We start from the raw sequence: 17,330 nt of genomic DNA, 5'->3' as shown, positions 1-17,330 counted from the left end.
CTTGCGCGAGGCTAGGAAAATGGTCCGTTTGTCGCGCGCATACCCACTCGGAAAGTTGGTCACGAGACCCCATCTCCTGTAGGATCCACGCTTCGTCCGAGCCTACAGGAGACGCGCCATGGCGGACGCCGCGCGCAAGTTCGAAGAGGAGTCGCCGCTTTATCGCGAGGCCCCCGCCAACATCGAAGCCGAGCAGGCGTTGCTCGGAGCGATCCTGGTGAACAACGACGCCTATTACATCGTCCACGACTTTCTGAAGGCCGAGCACTTCTACGAGCCGATCCATCGCGAGATCTTCGGCAAGGCCTCGCAGATGATCCGAATGGGGAAGATCGCGACCCCGGTCACGATCAAGACCTTCCTCGCCGCCAACGATCGCGTCGGCGAGATGAGCGTCGCGCAATATCTTGCGCGCCTCGCCGCCGAGGCGACGACCATCATCAACACGGCCGACTACGGCCGAGCGGTCTATGACCTCGCCATCCGTCGCTCGCTGATCCGCATCGGCGAGGACATGGTGAACGTTGCCTTCGACGCGCCGATCGACGCCGAGCCCAAGCAACAGATCGAGGACGCCGAGCGCGCCTTGTTCGAGCTGGCCGAAACCGGTCGCTACGACGGCGGCTTCCAGTCCTTCGAGGACGCGATGACGCTCGCCATCGAGATGGCGGGCGCGGCCAAGGATCGCGATGGCGGACTGTCCGGTATCTCGACCGGCATCCGCGAGATGGACAAGCGGATGGGCGGTCTTCAACCGTCCGACCTCATCATCCTCGCGGGCCGCCCCGCCATGGGCAAGACGTCGCTCGCCACCAACATCGCCTTCAACATCGCCTCGGCCTACGAGCCCGCCGAGCAGGCGGACGGATCGTACAAGGCCAAGAACGGCGGCGTTGTCGCCTTCTTCTCGCTGGAGATGAGCGCCGAGCAGCTCGCCACGCGTATCATGTCGGAACAGGCCGAGGTGTCCTCGTCCAAGATCCGCCGCGGCAACATCACGGACGCCGAGTATGCCAAGCTCGTCGCGTGTTCCGAGATGATGCAGAAGGCACCGCTCTACATCGACCAGACCGGCGGCATCTCGATCGCCGCGCTGTCGGCCCGCGCCCGACGCCTCAAGCGCCAGCGTGGCCTCGACGTGATGGTGATCGACTACGTCCAGCTGATGCAGGGATCGTCCAAGAGCGCGGGCAACCGCGTGCAGGAGATCACGGAGATCACGACGGGCCTCAAGGCGCTGGCCAAGGAACTGCACGTTCCGATCATCGCCCTCTCGCAGCTCTCGCGTCAGGTCGAGAACCGCGACGACAAGCGGCCGCAGCTCTCCGATCTTCGTGAGTCGGGCTCGATCGAGCAGGACGCCGACGTCGTGATGTTCGTGTATCGCGACGAATACTATCTGCAGAACAAGGAGCCGAAGCTCGGCACCGACGAGCACCTGAAGTGGCAGCAGGAGATGAACGAGGCACGCGGCAAGGCCGAGGTCATCGTCGCCAAGCAGCGCCACGGACCGACCGGCTCGGTGCCGCTCGCCTTCCAGGCCGAGTTCACGCGCTTCACGGATCTCGCCGAGGAAAGCCACCTGCCGGAGCGCTTCGAGTAGCCGAGCCATGATCGCAGCATCACCGAACAAGGCCTCTCGCTGATGGCGAAGGCGAAGACGACGTTCGTCTGCCAGAACTGCGGCGCCGTGACCTCGCGCTGGCAGGGCAAGTGCGAGGCCTGCGGCGAGTGGAACACGATCGTCGAGGAGTCCGATATCGGTGGCGGCATCGCCGGCGGGCCTGTCTCGCGCTCGCGCCGCAAGGGTCGTCCCTCCGCCCTGCTCCCGCTTCAGGGCGAGGCCGAGGAGGCGCCGCGCATCCGCACCGGGATCGCGGAACTCGACCGCGTGACGGGGGGCGGCATCGTGCGAGGCTCGGCGCTTCTCGTCGGCGGCGATCCGGGCATCGGCAAGTCGACGCTCCTGATGCAGGCCGCGGCCGCGCTCGCTCGTGCGGGCAATCGCGTGATCTACGTATCCGGCGAGGAGGCCGTCGCGCAGGTGCGTTTGCGCGCCCAACGGCTGAAAGCTTCCGACGCGTCGGTGGAGCTCCTGGCCGAGACCAACATCGAGGACATCTTGGCCACGCTCGGGCAGGACAAGCGACCGGACCTCGTGATCATCGATTCGATCCAGACGGTCTGGACCGATGTGGTGGAGTCCGCCCCCGGGACGGTGACTCAGGTTCGCGCCGGTAGCCAGGCGCTGATCCGCTATGCCAAGTCCACGGGCGCCGCGATGATCCTTGTCGGGCACGTGACCAAGGAAGGGCAGATCGCCGGCCCGCGCGTGGTCGAGCACATGGTGGATGCCGTCCTCTACTTCGAGGGCGAGGGCGCGCATCACTACCGCATCCTGCGCACGGTGAAGAACCGCTTCGGTCCGACCGACGAGATCGGCGTCTTCGAGATGGGGGACGCCGGCCTGCGCGAGGTTCCCAATCCGTCCGAGCTGTTCCTGGGCGAGCGCAATGGCAAAGCGCCCGGCGCCGCCGTCTTCGCCGGAATGGAAGGCACCCGGCCGGTCCTGGTCGAGATCCAAGCGCTCGTCGCGCCCTCGCCGCTCGGCACACCTCGCCGCTCCGTGATCGGCTGGGACCAGCCGCGCCTCGCCATGGTGCTCGCCGTTCTGGAAGCGCATTGCGGCGTGCGGCTCGGCCAGCATGACGTCTATCTCAACGTCGCCGGCGGATACCGGATCAAGGAGCCGGCCGCCGACCTTGCGGTGGCCGCCGCGCTGGTCTCCTCGCTTTCCGGGCGGCCGCTCCCGGCGGATTGCGTCTACTTCGGGGAGATCAGCCTCTCGGGTTCGGTGAGACCGGTGTCCCATGGCGGCCAGCGCATCAAGGAGGCCGAAAAGCTAGGCTTTCGCCAGTCCGTGCAGCCGCTTGTCGGACCCGACGCGCCTCGCTCGCGCGACGGCGAGACGATCGAGATCGAGCAACTGCCGGACCTGGTCGCGCGCGTGGCTGCAGGCGCCTTGGAAGCCGAGGCTTGATTTTTGCCCTCCAGCGAAGTGTAAGCATGATGCAACGCACACAGTACCGAACGCGAGCAGGCACACTCAGCCGATGAACGTCACCCTTCTCGACGCGATCCTCGTTGCGATCATGCTCGTATCGGGCCTGCTCGCGATGGTTCGCGGCTTCTCGCGCGAGGTGCTGAGCATCGTCAGCTGGGTCGTCGCGGCGGTCGTCGCGTTCCTGTTCTATGCCCGCGTCACGCCGTTCGCGCTGAACTACATCAGCAACGAGAAGGTCGCCATGGCGGCCTCGGCGGCCGGCCTTTTCTTCCTAACGCTGATCGTCGTCTCCTTCATCACCCTGAAGATCGCGGACTTCATCATCGATAGCCGCATCGGTGCGATCGATCGCGTGCTCGGCTTCGCCTTCGGCGCCGCGCGTGGACTGCTCTTAGTGGTGGTCGCGATGGTGTTCTTCAATTGGCTGACCCCGCCCCAGACCGGCAACCAGCCGCCCTGGGTCTCGAACGCCCATTTCAAGCCGCTCCTCGACGACCTCGGCACCCGTCTCGTCGCCGCGCTTCCCGAGAATCCGGAGGAAACCATCCGCGAACGGTTCGGGACGCCGACGACGCCTGCCGATGGACCGGCCGCCTCGGATGCCCCGGCCTCGAACGCGCCGGCGTCGATCGAGGACGCGATCCAGCAGGACGAGGAACAGCCGGCCGACGCGCCGGCGAACTGACACGACGAGCGCACACGCTCCCGAATGACGGAGGCCCGGACGCACCTGCTGCCCCGGGCTTCTTCCGCTTTTCGCATTCCCACCGCGGCGTCCCCACATGGGTCGTTTCCGCTATCCGGCAGGACGAGAGGTTCAGCCCATGGACGAGACGCCCTTCGATGACGATACACTGCACGAGGAGTGCGGCGTCTTCGGAATTTTCAACCGCCAGGACGCGGCGGCTCTGGTCACGCTCGGACTGCACTCCCTGCAGCATCGCGGTCAGGAGGCGGCGGGTATCGTCTCCTACGACGGGCGACAGTTCCATGTGGAACGCCATTCCGGCCTGATCGGCGACACGTTCACGAAGCAGTCCGTGCTCGAGCGCCTGCCCGGCGGATGCGCAATCGGCCACACGCGCTATGCCACCACGGGCGGCGGCGGGCTGCGCAACGTCCAGCCCTTCTTTGCCGAACTGTCCGCCGGCGGGTTCGCGGTCGCGCATAACGGCAACATCACCAACGCGCTCACGGTTCAGCGCGAGCTGCAGCGGCGCGGATCGATCTTCTCGTCGACCTCGGATACCGAGACGATCCTTCATCTGGTCGCGACGAGCGCCGCGCGGCACTTCAACGACAAGCTGATCGACGCGCTGTCGCGCCTCGAGGGCGCCTACTCGCTGGTCGGCATGACGCCGGACCGCATGATCGGCGTCCGCGACCCGCTCGGCATCCGCCCGCTCGTGCTGGGGCGGCTCGACGACGCCTTCGTTCTCGCATCCGAGACCTGCGCGCTCGACATCATCGGTGCCGACTTCATCCGCGACATCAAGCCGGGTGAGATGGTGACGATCACCGAAGACGGCATCGCCAGCGACTTCCCCTTCCAGAAGCGCCGCTCGCGGTTCTGCATCTTCGAATACGTTTATTTCGCGCGGCCCGACTCCAACGTCGAGGGCCGCAATGTCTACGAGATCCGCAAGCGGATCGGCTCGGAGCTGGCGCGCGAGAGCCATGCCGAGGCCGACATCGTGGTGCCCGTGCCCGACTCGGGCGTGCCGGCGGCAATCGGCTACGCCCAGGAGGCCGGCCTCCCCTTTGAGCTCGGCATCATTCGCAACCACTATGTCGGGCGGACCTTCATCCAGCCGACCGACTCGATCCGCCACATGGGCGTGAAGCTCAAGCACAATCCGAACCGACGGATCATCGAGGGCAAGCGCGTCATTCTCGTCGACGACTCCATCGTCCGCGGCACGACGAGCCAGAAGATCGTTCAGCTCGTGCGCGATGCGGGTGCGACCGAGGTGCACATGCGCATCGCATCACCGCCAACCTCGGCCAGCTGCTTCTACGGCGTCGACACGCCCGAGAAGTCGAAGCTGCTGGCATCCCGTATGTCGATCGAGGAGATGGCGGATTACATCAAGGTCGACAGCCTTGCCTTCCTGTCGATCGACGGTCTCTACCGAGCGACGGCGGAGCCGGAGCGCAACCGGCAGGCCCCGCAGTTTTGCGATGCCTGCTTCACGGGCGACTACCCCACAGCGCTGACCGATTTCGACAGCGCGGAGGAGACGCGCCCGCTTTCGCTCCTCGCCACGAACGGCTGACCCGGACCACACGGACGCAAGAGTTGACGCATGGCAGGACGATTGAACGGTGCGGTCGCACTGGTGACCGGAGCCTCGCGCGGCATCGGCTATCATCTCGCCAAACAGCTGGCGGCCGAAGGCGCGCACGTCGTCGCCGTCGCGCGCACCGTGGGTGGGCTCGAAGAGCTCGATGACGAGATCCGGGCCGCGGGCGGCGCGGCGACCCTGGTGCCGCTCGACCTTGCCGACATGACGGGCATCGACCGTCTGGGCGGTGCGATTCACGAACGCTGGGGCAAGCTCGATATACTAGTCGCCAACGCAGGAGTCCTCGGCGTGCTAGGGCCGATCGGCCATATCGAGGCGAAAGTCTTCGAGCGTACGATGCTGCTCAACGTGACATCGACCTGGCGTGTGATCCGCACCGTGGATCCGCTTCTGCGCGCCTCACCGGCCGGACGAGCGATCGTCCTGTCGTCGGGTGCCGCCCATTCCTGCAAGGCGTTCTGGGGCCTCTACGCGGCGACCAAGGCGGCGGACGAGGCGATGGTGCGCTCCTGGGCCAACGAAACGGCGAACACGGCGTTGCGGGTCAACTCCGTCAATCCCGGCGCGACGCGCACGGCCATGCGCGCGCTTGCGATGCCCGGCGAGGATCCCGATACGCTACCCAAGCCAGCCGATGTCGCGGCGCGCATCCTGCCGCTGGCCATGCCTGAACTGACGGAGACCGGGCAACTCTTCGACGTCCGGCAGAATCGCTTCCTGCGCTACCACGCACCGGACTGAGCGACGGCCTCAGGCCTCGGCGAAGCCGGTCGGCAGACCGTCGATGCTCGCGAGGTTCTTCTCCTGCCGGTAGGCGCGGAGTCCCTCCTCGCCTTTCTTCTCGGCCCAGTTGTCGAGAACCGGTCGCTCGCCCGTATGCTCGAAAGTCGGTACGGCAAAGCCGCAGGAGGTCTGGACGAGATCGATGTCGAGCGTCACGACCTGTCGCGCGCCCAGCGGCTCGCCGGACCGGTAATGCCGCGCGAGGAACGCCTTGTAGGTCGCGCTTCCGCGGAAGTCGACGCGGGCGCGCCCGTAGAGCCGCAGGATCAAGGGCGGCCCTTCGAACGAGCAGAACATGGCGGTGGCGCGACCTCCGGCCTTCGCATGAGCGGCGGTCTCGCTGCCACTGCCGGTCAGATCGAGATAGGCGACGGTCAGATCGTCCAGCACGTGAAAATGCTGGGTGGAGCGGGGCGAGATGTTGACCCGGCTATCGCCGGCCGCCGACCCGAAGAAGAAGATGTGCTGTCGCTCGATGAAGGTGCGGTGACCGTCCTCGATGCGTTCGAACTGCTTGGCCATGTCATTCCCCGTCTGTCCGGCCGCCCGACCGTCCCGCCAGCCGCCGGTACGAACGGACCGAAAGCGGGATCGCCGCGTAGTAGGCGATAGCCGACACGGTCAGCGTCTCCCAGAAGAAGCTGAGCAGCAAGCCGATATACAGAACGACGGCCAGAACGACGCCAACCGCATGGTCGCGCCGCACGGGGATGCCGATGGTCTTGCCCGAGAAGGTCGGGATGCGGCTCGCCATCAAGATGCCGACCACGACGAGATACACGGCCGCGAAGGCCGGCGTGATGTCGGGCAGATACAGATTGCTCGCGAAGCCGAGATACATCGGGAACAGGGCGAGCGCCGCACCGGCGGGCGACGGGATGCCGGTGAAGAACTGCGAGTGCCAGGCGGGGCGGTCCGGCACGTCGAGCATCGTGTTGAAACGTGCGAGCCGAAGCGCGCAGCCGCTGATGTAGAGGAGCGCCGCGATCCAGCCGATCGAGCCGACGTCGTGCAGCGTATAGGCGTAGAGCAGGAGCGCCGGCGCGACGCCGAAGTTCACGATGTCGGCAAGGGAGTCCATCTCCGCACCGAACCGGCTCTGCCCGTTGACGAGGCGCGCGATACGGCCGTCGATCCCGTCCAGGAAGGCGGCTCCGAGAACGAGGCCGACGGCCAGCTCGAACCGCCCCTCGAAAGCGAAGCGGATGCCTGTGACGCCCGCGCAGATCGAGAGGATGGTGATGAGGTTCGGCAGGATCTGCCGAAAGGTCATGCGCGATGACGAAGGGGCGCTCTCGGCCACGGCGCGCTCAGTCCTTGCGCCACAGAACCGAGGCGGGACGCTGACCGAAGTCCGCGATCACGGTCTCCCCCGCGATCGCCATCTGCCCCTCGCTGACGCGGGGGTGCGCGCCGTCCGGAAGGTACACGTCGAGGCGTGAGCCGAAGCGAATGAGGCCGAAGCGCTCGCCGGCCTCGAGCGGGTCGCCGGAGCGCGAGAAGACGACGATGCGACGGGCGACCGCGCCGGCGATCTGCACGACGCCCACCTCGCCGTGGACGGTCTCGACGACCATGGACGAGCGCTCGTTGACCTCGCTCGCCTTGTCGAGCTCGGCATTGGCGAACTGACCCTCGCGATAGGCGATGCGTGCGATCCGGCCGCGCACCGGCGCGCGGTTCACGTGGCAATTGAAGACGTTCATGAAGACCGAGACGCGCAGCATCGGCTCGTCGCCGAGCCCGAGTTCGCTGGGAGGCACGACATGGCCGACCAGCGACACACGACCATCGGCCGGACTGACGACCAGCTCATCGGAAACGGGCGTCACGCGCGAGGGGTCGCGGAAGAAGTACGCGCACCACAATGTCAAGACGAGACCCGCCCAGAACAACGGCTCCCACAAAAGCCCGAGTATGAGCGATACGACGAAGAAGCCCGCGATGAACGGATAGCCGGCCCGGTGGATCGGGACGAAGGCGTTTCGGATCGAGGCGATCATATCCATCGGGCGGGGTCGTGCCTTTCGTAGGAGGAAGCGAGCGCAGGAGATAGGCGCAAACCGCAGCGCTCACAACCGAGTGCGCCGGTTCGTCCGCGGCGACCGCCGGTCAGGCCGGCTGCGTGTCGGCTCGCATGGGTGCGTTCCCGGCCCGTTCGGCCTGCCGGACCCGCTTCAACGCTTCCTCGGCCTCGCTTTCCTCGCGCTGCATCGTCCAAAGTTCCGAGTAAAGGCCGCTCTGTTGCAGAAGGTCGCGATGGGTGCCCCGTTCAACGATCTCACCCGCTCGCAGCACCAGGATCTCGTCCGCGTCGACGATGGTCGACAGGCGATGGGCGATGGTGAGCGTGGTGCGACGCTGGGACACGAGTTGCAGGGCGCTTTGGATGTCCTGCTCCGTGTGCGTATCGAGCGCCGATGTCGCCTCGTCCAGAACGAGGATCGGCGGGCTTTTGAGGATCGTCCGTGCGATGGCGACGCGCTGCTTCTCGCCGCCCGAGAGCTTCAGGCCTCGCTCGCCGACCATGGTGGAGAAGCCGTCGGGCAGCATTTCGATGAAGCCGGAGATCTGCGCGAGGTCTGCCGCCCGCCGCACGTCGTCCTCGCTCGCGTCGATACGACCATACCGGATGTTGTAGCTGATGGTGTCGTTGAAGAGCACCGTATCCTGCGGCACGATCCCGATCGCCTTTCGCACGCTGGCTTGCGTGACGGACGCGATGTCCTGCCCGTCGATCAGGATGCGTCCGCCCTGGACATCGTAGAAGCGGAACAGGAGGCGGGAGATCGTGGACTTGCCGGCGCCCGATGGTCCGACGATGGCCACCGACTTGCCGGCCGGAACCTCGAACGAGACGCCACGCAGGATCGGTCGCTCCGGGTCATAGGCGAAACGAACGTCCTCGAAGCGGATCGCGCCGGCCGTGACCTGAAGGTCCGACGCTCCCGCCCGGTCGGTCACCTCCTGACGGATGCCGAGCAGACGGAACATCTCCTCCATATCGGTGAGGCCCTGCCGGATCTCGCGATAGACGAAGCCGATGAAGTTCAGCGGGATCGACAACTGCATGAGCAGGGCGTTGATGAACACGAAGTCGCCGAGCGTCTGCGTGCCGGCACGAACCTCAAGCGCCGACATGACCATGGCGGTGCCCATGCCAGCGGAGAAGATCACGCCCTGGCCGAAGTTCAGCCATCCGAGCGAGGTCCAGGTCTGCGTGGCGGCCTTCTCGTAGCGTGCCATCGAGCGGTCGAAGCGCTCGGCCTCCATGCCCTCGTTGCCGAAGTATTTGACGGTCTCGAAGTTGAGGAGCGAGTCGATCGCCTTGGTATTGGCGTCGGTGTCGGAGTCGTTCATCTCGCGGCGGATCGCGATGCGCCAATCGCTCGCCTTGATCGTGAACCAGCCGTAGAGGACGACCGTCGCGGTCACGACGACCAGATAGGAAACGCCGTAGGTGAAGCCGAAGATCGCCGCGGTCAGGGCGAATTCCAGAAGCGTCGGGACCGTGTTGAGGATCGTGAACCGAACGATCGTTTCGATGCCCTTCGTGCCGCGCTCGATGATGCGGCTGAGACCGCCCGTGCGGCGCTCCAGATGGAAGCGCAGCGACAACTGATGCATGTGGACGAAGGTGCGGAAGGCAAGGATGCGCACCGCATACTGGCCGACGCTGGCAAACAGCGAGTCGCGCAACTGGTTCAAGGCGACCGAGACGACGCGCGCGACGTTGTAGGCGACAACCAGCGTGACCGCGCCGGTCAGGACGATCGGCAGCCATTCGCGCGCCGAGTTCGCGCCGTCCAGCGCATCGGTCGCCCACTTGAAGAAATAGGGGATGCCGACCGTCAGAAGCTTGGCCAGCACGAGGTAGAAGGTCGCCCACAAGACGCGGCGTTGGAGGTCAGGGCGCTCCTTTGGCCACATGTAGGGCCACAGGTTGCGCAGCGTTCGCCACATGGCGGCGCCGTCGCCCGATACGGTGTCTTGCTGGTTCGCCACAGGGGATGTCCGGAATGGAGGGCGCCGCGCCAGCCTCGATCGGCGGGAGCGGCGTGCGGGCCCTCGATCGGAGCCCACCTTGTCTGGAGGCGTTCTAGTCCTCCGCGCCCCGGATCGCCAGTGCGACGAACCATTCCCGTCCGCTGACCATCAGGTGCGGGGCGGACGCCCGCCATCGTCCGGCATGCGGAACACCTGCCCCGGATAGATGCGATTGGGGTTCCGGATCTGATCGCCGTTCGCCAGGTAGATGACGGTATAGCGGACACCCTGCCCATAGGCGCGACGCGAGATGCGCCAGAGCGTATCACCGCGCCGGATGATGACCTTGGCCTGCGTGGCCTGGAGAGCGGGCTGGACGACGGTCAACGGTCCGGCCGTCGCAACGCCGCTCGGCTCGTCGCGGCTGTCTGCCGGCGTCGGACCTGTCGCGTCCGTCGAAGGCCGCTGGCTTGCCACGGATGCGTCCGCCACGGTCGGCGCATCCGCCACGGGGCTCTGCGCTTCCGCGATCGGCGCGCTTGGCGCGATCGCCGCCATGCTGTTCTCGTCGGGCCGATTGAACGGGACCTCGGCCCGCGCCACCACGCTGCCGTCCGGCCCGATCTCGTCGATGCGAACGACATGCGATCCGACCGAGACATCGGCCATGGCGTTGGCGATGAAGCGCTCGTCGGCGGTTCCGCCCGCCTGTCCGACCAACTTGTCGTCGAGATACACATTAAGGCGCGAGCCTTCCGGCGCCGCTCCGGCGACCGACAGGCGACGGTTCTCGACCTCGACGGCCTCGACGCCCAGGGTCGACTGCGGGCGGGCCTCTTGCCCCGCCTGCGGGGTCGCGACCGTCGGCACCGGCTTGTCGACGGCCGAAGCAACCTGCGTGTCCGGCTTCGAAACCGGCGCCGTGGGAGCGACCTCGTCCGGTTGCGGACGCGACGGGCTGGCGAGGATCTCCGTCGGCTGGCCGGGACGATCCATCATGACCAGGAGATCGTTCGGTCGCCCCGGTGCGGGAACGCTGACGACGGCCGCATCCTGCGACAGCGCATTGCCCGCGTCCGACAGGCGAAGACGATGCTCGCCGGCAGGCAGCGTCAGATCGAGAACGAAATCGCCGGTCGCGGTCGCCTTGGTCTCGGCCAGCGCGTCGCCCCCATTGCGCAGGGTCACCGTCTCACCGGGCTTGGCGCGCCCCGCAACAACCGTCGATCCGTCGGGTTCGACGCGGACCACATCGAAGGTCGGCGTTGCCGGCGAGGCCTGACCGGCCACTTCCGCGGCAGCTTTCTGATCCGCCGGCGTGCCGGCAGGTGCAGCTTGGCCCGCAGGCACCGCCGCAGGCGACACCACCGATGGCGCCTGATTGCTAGCTTGTGGCGCAAGCGCCGAAACGGCCGGCGTCGACGTCCCGTCCGCGCGGTCGCCGCGCGTGTCCACGACCCCGGCGCGCCAGCCCCAGGCGGCAGCCGCCAGCAGGACGAAAAGAGCGATCAGCGCGGTTCTGGAACGCATTCGGAACGAAGCTTTCGGTTCGGGCACGATTGACAAACGTCGGCCCAGCATTAGCGGACCTCATTCCCAACAACAATCTCCAGCAAGAACAAGGCTCTGTGTCGCGCCCAGAGCGTGGTCAGTCGGTCGCCACGAGCGGTGCGGAGATTTGGCGGCACGCCTCTTCTGCTTCCCCTTGAACAAAGCGCCGCCTTCCGGTACCTCAACCGGACCGGAGAGGTGGCCGAGTGGTCGAAGGCGCTCCCCTGCTAAGGGAGTATACGGGAGACCGTATCGTGGGTTCGAATCCCATCCTCTCCGCCATCCTGAACACCAGCGGTCGTCCGCCCTTCCCTTGATCGAACATCGCTTGGCGTAGCGCGATCGATGAGCGGATCGCGGTTCCGGTTCGGAATGGATGAGCGACAACGGTCGCCGACATGGGTGGTGCCGGTACCCGTTCGACAGCGAAAGAGGTTTGGCCGATGCGCCCGGATTCAACCACGGCAACGCTCGAAGCGGAGTTTCGCGCCTGGCGCCAGCGCCGGATGGACGCGCTGGCCGCGCCCGACGGCTGGCTCAACATCATCGGACGCTACCCGCTGGAGGACGGCGCGATACGGATCGGCAGCGGACCGGACAACGACATCGTCCTGCCGTCCGGACCGGAGCGGGTCGGAACGCTTCTGCAGAACGGATCGGATGTGCGCTACCGACCGGCGGACGGCGGACCCGAACAGCAGTTGGCGCTGTCGAAGTCTGCGCCACCGCGCTTTACGAGCGGCCCGCTGCTTCTCGAGGTGACGACCCTCAACGGCGAGAATGCGCTGCGCGTGCGCGACACGCGGCCTATGCCGGACGAGCAGCGTCCGCGCCTCGAAACCTTGCCGTTCGATCCGTCCTGGTGCATCGATGCCCAATGGGTCCGGTTGGATGCGCCCCATACCGTCGAGATCGACACGAGCCGCAGCATTCGCACCGAGGTCGAGGCCACCCATAAGGCGGTGTTCGAGCATGGGGGACAGCGTTTCGAGTTGCTCGCGACCCACGGATCGCCGGATCGACCCCAGTTCGTCTTCCGCGATGCCACGGCGCGGACAGGTAAGACCTATGCGGCCGCGCGCTTCCTGTTCGGCGAGGACGTGACGGACACGACGATCCGTCTCGATTTCAACCGGGCGGTCAGCCCACCCTGCGCCTTTACGGACTTTGCGGTCTGTCCCCTGCCCCCGCCCGGCAATGTCCTGTCGGTTCGCATCGAAGCCGGAGAATGCGCCCCGCCGGCGCATTGAGGGTGGAGCACGACGCCACGCTAGGTTTGCGAACGTTCCAGAACGATCGCGATCAGATCGGACGTGCTTTTCGCTTCCACCTTCTCGATCAGATTGGCGCGATGCACTTCGACGGTGCGCGGACTGATGCCGAGTTCGTGGGCGATGATCTTGTTCTGCTTGCCGGCGGCGACGAGTTCGAGAACCTGCCGCTCGCGAGGGGTCAGACGGCCGAGCCGCTCCTCGAGAGCCGCCCGTCGCCGCGTGCGCTGCCCCTCGGCCTGGCCGCGCTCCATGCCCTCGCGCAAGAGCGCGATCAGCGCCTGGTCCTCGAAGGGCTTCTCGATGAAGTCCAGCGCGCCGGCCTTCATCGCCTGCACCGCCATCGCGACATCGGCATGGCCGGTCATCACCACGAAGGGCAGCGCGATGTCGCGGCGACGCACCTCGCGCAGAAGCTCGATGCCGTCCATCCCGGGCATGCGGACATCGCAAAGCGCGCAGCCGGCGACATCCGGCTCCAGGAGATCCAGGAAGTTTCGTCCGGACTCGTAGATCCGTACGGGAAGCCCGTTCGCGGACAGGAGAAAGGCGATCGAACGGCGGACTGCCTTGTCGTCGTCGATGACATGGACGGCAGGATCAATGGGCATGGACGATCTCGTGCAAGGGGGAACGCCGCAGCGTGAAGCGGAAGACGGTGCCACCGCCCGGGTTCGGCTGCATGGCGATCTGACCGCCATGCGCCTCGACGATCGTTCGGGAGATGGAAAGACCGACCCCCATCCCGTCGCGCTTCGTCGTGTTGAACGGCTGAAACAGCTTCTCGGCCGCCTCCGGATCGAGCCCAGGACCCGTATCGGCGATTAGGATCTCCACGAGGTCACGATCCGCCGGGATCGCGGTGATCGTGAGTTCCCGCCGCGATGAACCGTCCATTGCCTCGACGGCATTCCGGATGAGGTTCAGAAGGACCTGCTGGATCTGGATACGGTCGACCCATACCTTGGGAAGCATCGGATCAAGACGGAAGATGGTCCGCACGCCTTTTTCCCGGGCGCCGACGAGGGCGAGCGCGCTCGCCTCTTCGATCAGTTGGGCGAGAACCTCGCTCTGGCGGCGGCTGTCCCCGCGCGTGACGAACTCCCGCATGGACCGAATGATGCGGCCCGCTCGCATCGCCTGTTCCGCCGCTTCCTCGACGGCTTCAGCGACGAGTTCGCCGTCCGGCCCCGGCAATCGCGACAGGATGGGAGCGCATCCGCGCAGATAGTTGGAGACAGCCGTCAAAGGCTGGTTCAGTTCGTGGGCCAGCGCCGACGCCATCTCGCCGAGCGCGGTGTAGCGGGACATGTGGAGAAGCTTGCCCTGGAGCTGACTGAAGCGCTCCTCGGCGCGGCGGCTTTCGGTCAGATCCCGTATGAAGCCGATGAAAAGTCGCTCGTCACCGGTTGCGACCTCGCCCACAGCCAATTCCATCGGAAAGGTCGACCCGTCATGGCGACGACCGAGCACCACACGACCGATGCCTATGACGCGCCGGTCGCCGGTCTCCTTGTATCGGTCGAGGTAGTTGTCATGACCGCTGCGGTAGGGCTCGGGCATCAGAAGACGCACGTTCTCGCCCACTACCGCGACACGTTCGAGGCCGAACAGTCGCTCCGCCGCCTTCGAGAACGAACGGATCACTCCCTCCTCATCGATCACGACCATGGCGTCGGGAACGGTCTCGAGGATGGATCGAATATGCTCCTCGCCGACCTTTCGTTCGTGGATGTCTTCAAGGAGACCGTACCAGCGCAGCACGGAGCCATCATGGGCGATGCGCGGCGCGGCATAGGCCCGGAACCAGCGATAGCGGCCGTCGCGAACGCGCAGACGATATTCCAGATCGACCGGATGGCGCATCTCGATCGACTGCGTCCAGGCGGCGATGGTCGGCGCGATGTCGTCGGGATGGAGCATGCGCGTCCAGCCGTCGCCGAGCGCCTCCGTCTCCGTCATGCCTGTGAGCTCGAACCAGCGCGGACCCGCCGATACGATCCGCCCGTTCTCGTCGGCGGCCCAAAGGATCTGCGGACTGAGCGCGACCACATGCCGATAGTTGTCGTCGCTCTCGCGTAGCGCCGCTTCCGCCGCGTCCCTCAGCCTGAGAGCCTTCACCTGTTCCGTTGTCTCGGCGCAGGTGCAGAACAGCCCAAGTACCGGACCGCCCGGCTCCCGGACCGGCGTGTAGGAGAAGGCGAAGTGAGCGTCTTCCGGCCCCTGCCCGCGATCGATCGTCAAGGCGATATCGTCCATGCGGATCGCCTCACCGGCGTAGACGCGCTCGATCAGGGGTCTGATCTCGTCGGCGATCTCGGACCAAACCTCCAGCACGGGTCGTCCCGATGCCGCGGGATGCTTCGAGCCGAGGAAGGCGCTGTAGGCGTCGTTGTAGAATAGCTGGGCGTCCGCCCCCCATGCCAGGAACATCGGCTGCTTCGACGCCATCATGGCCGAAAAGAGAAGACCTGCGCTGGCGGTCTCTTCTGGCGTGAACGGTTCGGCTTGGGCGTCCACCAGACCGTGCCGGGCTCGGTCAACGATCGAAGTCACGATCGGCGCTGTCTCCCGTCCTCGGATCGTCACACCCGTTCCTGGGTCGCGACATTCGCAAGCGTTCGTTCCCGGCGCGCAAGCAGCAGTCGGCAGTCTTCGTATCCCGACACTCGGACGCAAGGTTTTGCATGGCGAGTATGCCTTACGATGTCATCGCCACCAAGCAAGGCATAGGTGTTTTTACGCAGACACTCCTACAACGTGGAGTAAGCCCGAACGCCGAAGATCCGGACGTCCTGTCAACCGAGAGACCCGCTGAACGCGGGGGCAGCCGTCCGGGGTTCATCGTCTTGCGCCTTACCATCAAAACCAAACTGGCCGGCACCTTCGGCGGCGTTCTTGTGATGCTCGCTGCGTCGGGCTACCTCGGCGTTTCCAGTCTGGGCGCCGCCAACGAGACGATGCGAAACTTCGCGCAGGGCCCCTTCGAACGAGCCGTCGCCCTGGGTACGATTGCCAAGCAGGTCGAGACCATGGGCCGCTCGCTGAACGCCTTGGTGATGGTCGACGACGTCGCGTTGAAGGCCGACCGCCGCAAGACCGTCGAGGAAACCTTCGTCAAGACCAAAGCTGACCTCGCGGCATACCGGGCGGCCGCACCGAACGTGGCCGCAGCGACGGATGCGATTCTTCAGCAACTCGAAGAATGGGAGGCGATCGCTGTTCAGGCGATGGACCTGTCGCAGCAGAACGCGTCCGCCCGCGCCGTTCAGCTTAATGCCGAGAAGGGTCACCAACTCGGCGACGATCTTCTCAAGCAGCTCGACTCGACGCGCGGTAAGATGTTGTCGAGCGGCTACGACGGTCCGGCGCGCACCATCAACGCCGATCTGCGCGTCGAACTGCAGACCTTGCGATACCTTGCCGTCATGGCGGTGGCGGAAACGAACGACGGTCGCCTGAAGGCCGCGCGAGACACGTACGATCAGCGTCGCGCATCGATCCGGCAACATCTAACGGACTACGAAGCCGCCGGCAGCTCGTCGCCGTACGCCAAGGACATTCGCGCCACGGTCGCCGCGAGCGGCGACGTCATCGCGGTTCTCGACGAGATTTCCGAGCTGGGCACGGCCAACACGAGCGCTCGTGCCGCCGACATCGCCATCAATCAGGTTCGTCCGCTGACGCTCGCGGTCAACGCCAAGGTCGTGGATCTCGTCGCAGCGGAAGCCAAGACGGCGAACGACATGCGCGCGGCGACCGAAGCGGACTACCTGTCGACCCGGAACGCCCTGATCGCGGTCCTGGCGTTTGCTCTCATTGCAGGCTCTGCGGCGGCTTTCTGGATCGCGACGTCGATCGCCAGGGGGCTTGCGCACGCTGTTCAACTTGCGGACGCGATCGGTTCGGGGGATGTCTCACAGCGCGTCGAGGTGCGGTCCAAGGACGAGATCGGCGCTCTCTTGCGGTCGATGAATGCGATGAGCGTTCAGCTGTCGCAGATCGTGTCGGACGTGATCGGCTCGGCGGCGCAGGTGGCGGCGGGCTCGCGCCAGTCGGCGGCGACCGCCGAGCAGCTGTCGTCGGGCTCCAGCGAGCAGGCGGCGGCCTCCGAGCAGACCTCGGCCGCGGTCGAGGAGATGTCGGGCAACGTGCGCCAGAACGCCGACAACGCGGCCCAGGCCGAGCGCACGGCGGTGCGGGCCCGCGCGCTGGCCGAGGACGTGGCCAGCGCCACCACGCAGGCCGTGGCCTCGATGGCCGAGGTCGCCGAGAAGGTGCGCCTCGTGCAGGAGATCGCGCGCCAGACCGACCTTCTGGCGCTGAACGCGGCGATCGAGGCGGCACGCGCCGGCCCGCACGGCAAGG

The 17,330-nt window shown here is 66.2% G+C and carries 14 protein-coding genes and 1 tRNA gene; 8 read left to right on the top strand and 7 right to left on the bottom strand.

Going from position 1 to position 17,330, the window contains the following annotated elements:
• The first annotated feature begins 118 nt into the window (after positions 1–118).
• From BLQ76_RS07770 to BLQ76_RS07750, 5 genes are all read left to right on the top strand, one after another.
• Positions 119–1,603 (top strand): replicative DNA helicase, encoded by a 1,485-nt coding sequence (locus tag BLQ76_RS07770; protein ID WP_090671502.1) that lies wholly within the window; start codon positions 119–121, stop codon positions 1,601–1,603.
• Between the two features lie 42 nt (positions 1,604–1,645).
• A complete protein-coding gene (radA, locus tag BLQ76_RS07765) occupies positions 1,646–3,040 on the top strand; it encodes a DNA repair protein RadA (protein ID WP_090671499.1) in 1,395 nt (464 codons plus the stop codon).
• A gap of 73 nt (positions 3,041–3,113) precedes the next feature.
• Positions 3,114–3,749, top strand: a complete 636-nt coding sequence (locus BLQ76_RS07760) for a CvpA family protein (protein ID WP_090671497.1) — start codon at positions 3,114–3,116, stop codon at positions 3,747–3,749.
• A 139-nt stretch (positions 3,750–3,888) separates the two neighbouring features.
• A complete protein-coding gene (gene purF, locus BLQ76_RS07755; protein ID WP_090671494.1) occupies positions 3,889–5,340 on the top strand; it encodes an amidophosphoribosyltransferase in 1,452 nt (483 codons plus the stop codon).
• A gap of 30 nt (positions 5,341–5,370) precedes the next feature.
• Positions 5,371–6,111, top strand: coding sequence for an SDR family NAD(P)-dependent oxidoreductase (locus tag BLQ76_RS07750; protein WP_090671491.1), 741 nt, complete (start codon positions 5,371–5,373; stop codon positions 6,109–6,111).
• A 9-nt stretch (positions 6,112–6,120) separates the two neighbouring features.
• On the opposite strand, the gene BLQ76_RS07745 is transcribed toward BLQ76_RS07750, so the two are convergent.
• From BLQ76_RS07745 to BLQ76_RS07725, 5 genes are all read right to left on the bottom strand, one after another.
• Positions 6,121–6,675 carry a pyridoxamine 5'-phosphate oxidase family protein gene (locus BLQ76_RS07745; RefSeq protein WP_090671488.1) on the bottom strand — a complete coding sequence of 185 codons (555 nt, stop codon included), beginning with the start codon at positions 6,673–6,675 and terminating at the stop codon, positions 6,121–6,123.
• Between the two features lies 1 nt (position 6,676).
• Positions 6,677–7,426 carry a CDP-diacylglycerol--serine O-phosphatidyltransferase gene (pssA, locus tag BLQ76_RS07740; RefSeq protein ID WP_090671485.1) on the bottom strand — a complete coding sequence of 250 codons (750 nt, stop codon included), beginning with the start codon at positions 7,424–7,426 and terminating at the stop codon, positions 6,677–6,679.
• Positions 7,427–7,463: 37 nt separating this feature from the next.
• Positions 7,464–8,162, bottom strand: a complete 699-nt coding sequence (locus tag BLQ76_RS07735) for a phosphatidylserine decarboxylase (protein WP_090671482.1) — start codon at positions 8,160–8,162, stop codon at positions 7,464–7,466.
• Positions 8,163–8,265: 103 nt separating this feature from the next.
• The gene (locus BLQ76_RS07730; RefSeq protein WP_090672613.1) at positions 8,266–10,116 is read right to left on the bottom strand and encodes an ABCB family ABC transporter ATP-binding protein/permease; all 1,851 of its coding nucleotides are present in this window, start codon (positions 10,114–10,116) and stop codon (positions 8,266–8,268) included.
• A 192-nt stretch (positions 10,117–10,308) separates the two neighbouring features.
• Positions 10,309–11,670, bottom strand: coding sequence for a LysM peptidoglycan-binding domain-containing protein (locus BLQ76_RS07725; RefSeq protein ID WP_170842514.1), 1,362 nt, complete (start codon positions 11,668–11,670; stop codon positions 10,309–10,311).
• Positions 11,671–11,883: 213 nt separating this feature from the next.
• Between BLQ76_RS07725 and BLQ76_RS07720 the strand changes: the two genes are divergently transcribed.
• Both BLQ76_RS07720 and BLQ76_RS07715 read left to right on the top strand, forming a co-directional pair.
• Positions 11,884–11,973 (top strand) — tRNA-Ser (locus BLQ76_RS07720).
• 161 nt (positions 11,974–12,134) lie between these two features.
• Complete coding sequence (locus tag BLQ76_RS07715) at positions 12,135–12,941, top strand: DUF1684 domain-containing protein (RefSeq protein WP_090671476.1); 807 nt, start codon at positions 12,135–12,137, stop codon at positions 12,939–12,941.
• Between the two features lie 20 nt (positions 12,942–12,961).
• Here BLQ76_RS07715 and fixJ read toward each other — a convergent pair whose 3' ends face one another.
• Together fixJ and BLQ76_RS07705 are read right to left on the bottom strand one after the other, a co-directional pair.
• A complete protein-coding gene (gene fixJ, locus BLQ76_RS07710; RefSeq protein WP_090671473.1) occupies positions 12,962–13,573 on the bottom strand; it encodes a response regulator FixJ in 612 nt (203 codons plus the stop codon).
• Positions 13,563–15,518, bottom strand: coding sequence for a PAS domain-containing sensor histidine kinase (locus BLQ76_RS07705; RefSeq protein ID WP_139183959.1), 1,956 nt, complete (start codon positions 15,516–15,518; stop codon positions 13,563–13,565). Before BLQ76_RS07705 ends, fixJ begins: the two co-directional genes overlap by 11 nt.
• A gap of 293 nt (positions 15,519–15,811) precedes the next feature.
• Here BLQ76_RS07705 and BLQ76_RS21675 point away from each other — a divergent pair.
• A partial coding sequence (locus BLQ76_RS21675) for a methyl-accepting chemotaxis protein (RefSeq protein ID WP_170842513.1) occupies positions 15,812–17,330 on the top strand: 1,519 nt, incomplete at its 3' end.

It is taken from the genome of Aureimonas jatrophae, from assembly GCF_900104035.1.
GTDB lineage: Bacteria > Pseudomonadota > Alphaproteobacteria > Rhizobiales > Rhizobiaceae > Aureimonas > Aureimonas jatrophae.
This window is presented reverse-complemented; position numbering and strand designations above follow the sequence as displayed.

What these genes read in the sequence shown, in the direction of transcription:
- BLQ76_RS07770 (WP_090671502.1), top strand. Translation starts at nt 119, where the DNA reads ATGGCGGACGCCGCGCGCAAGTTCGAAGAGGAGTCGCCGCTTTATCGC.
- radA (WP_090671499.1), top strand. Translation starts at nt 1,646, where the DNA reads ATGGCGAAGGCGAAGACGACGTTCGTCTGCCAGAACTGCGGCGCCGTG.
- BLQ76_RS07760 (WP_090671497.1), top strand. Translation starts at nt 3,114, where the DNA reads ATGAACGTCACCCTTCTCGACGCGATCCTCGTTGCGATCATGCTCGTA.
- purF (WP_090671494.1), top strand. Translation starts at nt 3,889, where the DNA reads ATGGACGAGACGCCCTTCGATGACGATACACTGCACGAGGAGTGCGGC.
- BLQ76_RS07750 (WP_090671491.1), top strand. Translation starts at nt 5,371, where the DNA reads ATGGCAGGACGATTGAACGGTGCGGTCGCACTGGTGACCGGAGCCTCG.
- BLQ76_RS07745 (WP_090671488.1), bottom strand. Translation starts at nt 6,675, where the DNA reads ATGGCCAAGCAGTTCGAACGCATCGAGGACGGTCACCGCACCTTCATC.
- pssA (WP_090671485.1), bottom strand. Translation starts at nt 7,426, where the DNA reads ATGACCTTTCGGCAGATCCTGCCGAACCTCATCACCATCCTCTCGATC.
- BLQ76_RS07735 (WP_090671482.1), bottom strand. Translation starts at nt 8,162, where the DNA reads ATGGATATGATCGCCTCGATCCGAAACGCCTTCGTCCCGATCCACCGG.
- BLQ76_RS07730 (WP_090672613.1), bottom strand. Translation starts at nt 10,116, where the DNA reads ATGTGGCGAACGCTGCGCAACCTGTGGCCCTACATGTGGCCAAAGGAG.
- BLQ76_RS07725 (WP_170842514.1), bottom strand. Translation starts at nt 11,670, where the DNA reads ATGCGTTCCAGAACCGCGCTGATCGCTCTTTTCGTCCTGCTGGCGGCT.
- BLQ76_RS07715 (WP_090671476.1), top strand. Translation starts at nt 12,135, where the DNA reads ATGCGCCCGGATTCAACCACGGCAACGCTCGAAGCGGAGTTTCGCGCC.
- fixJ (WP_090671473.1), bottom strand. Translation starts at nt 13,573, where the DNA reads ATGCCCATTGATCCTGCCGTCCATGTCATCGACGACGACAAGGCAGTC.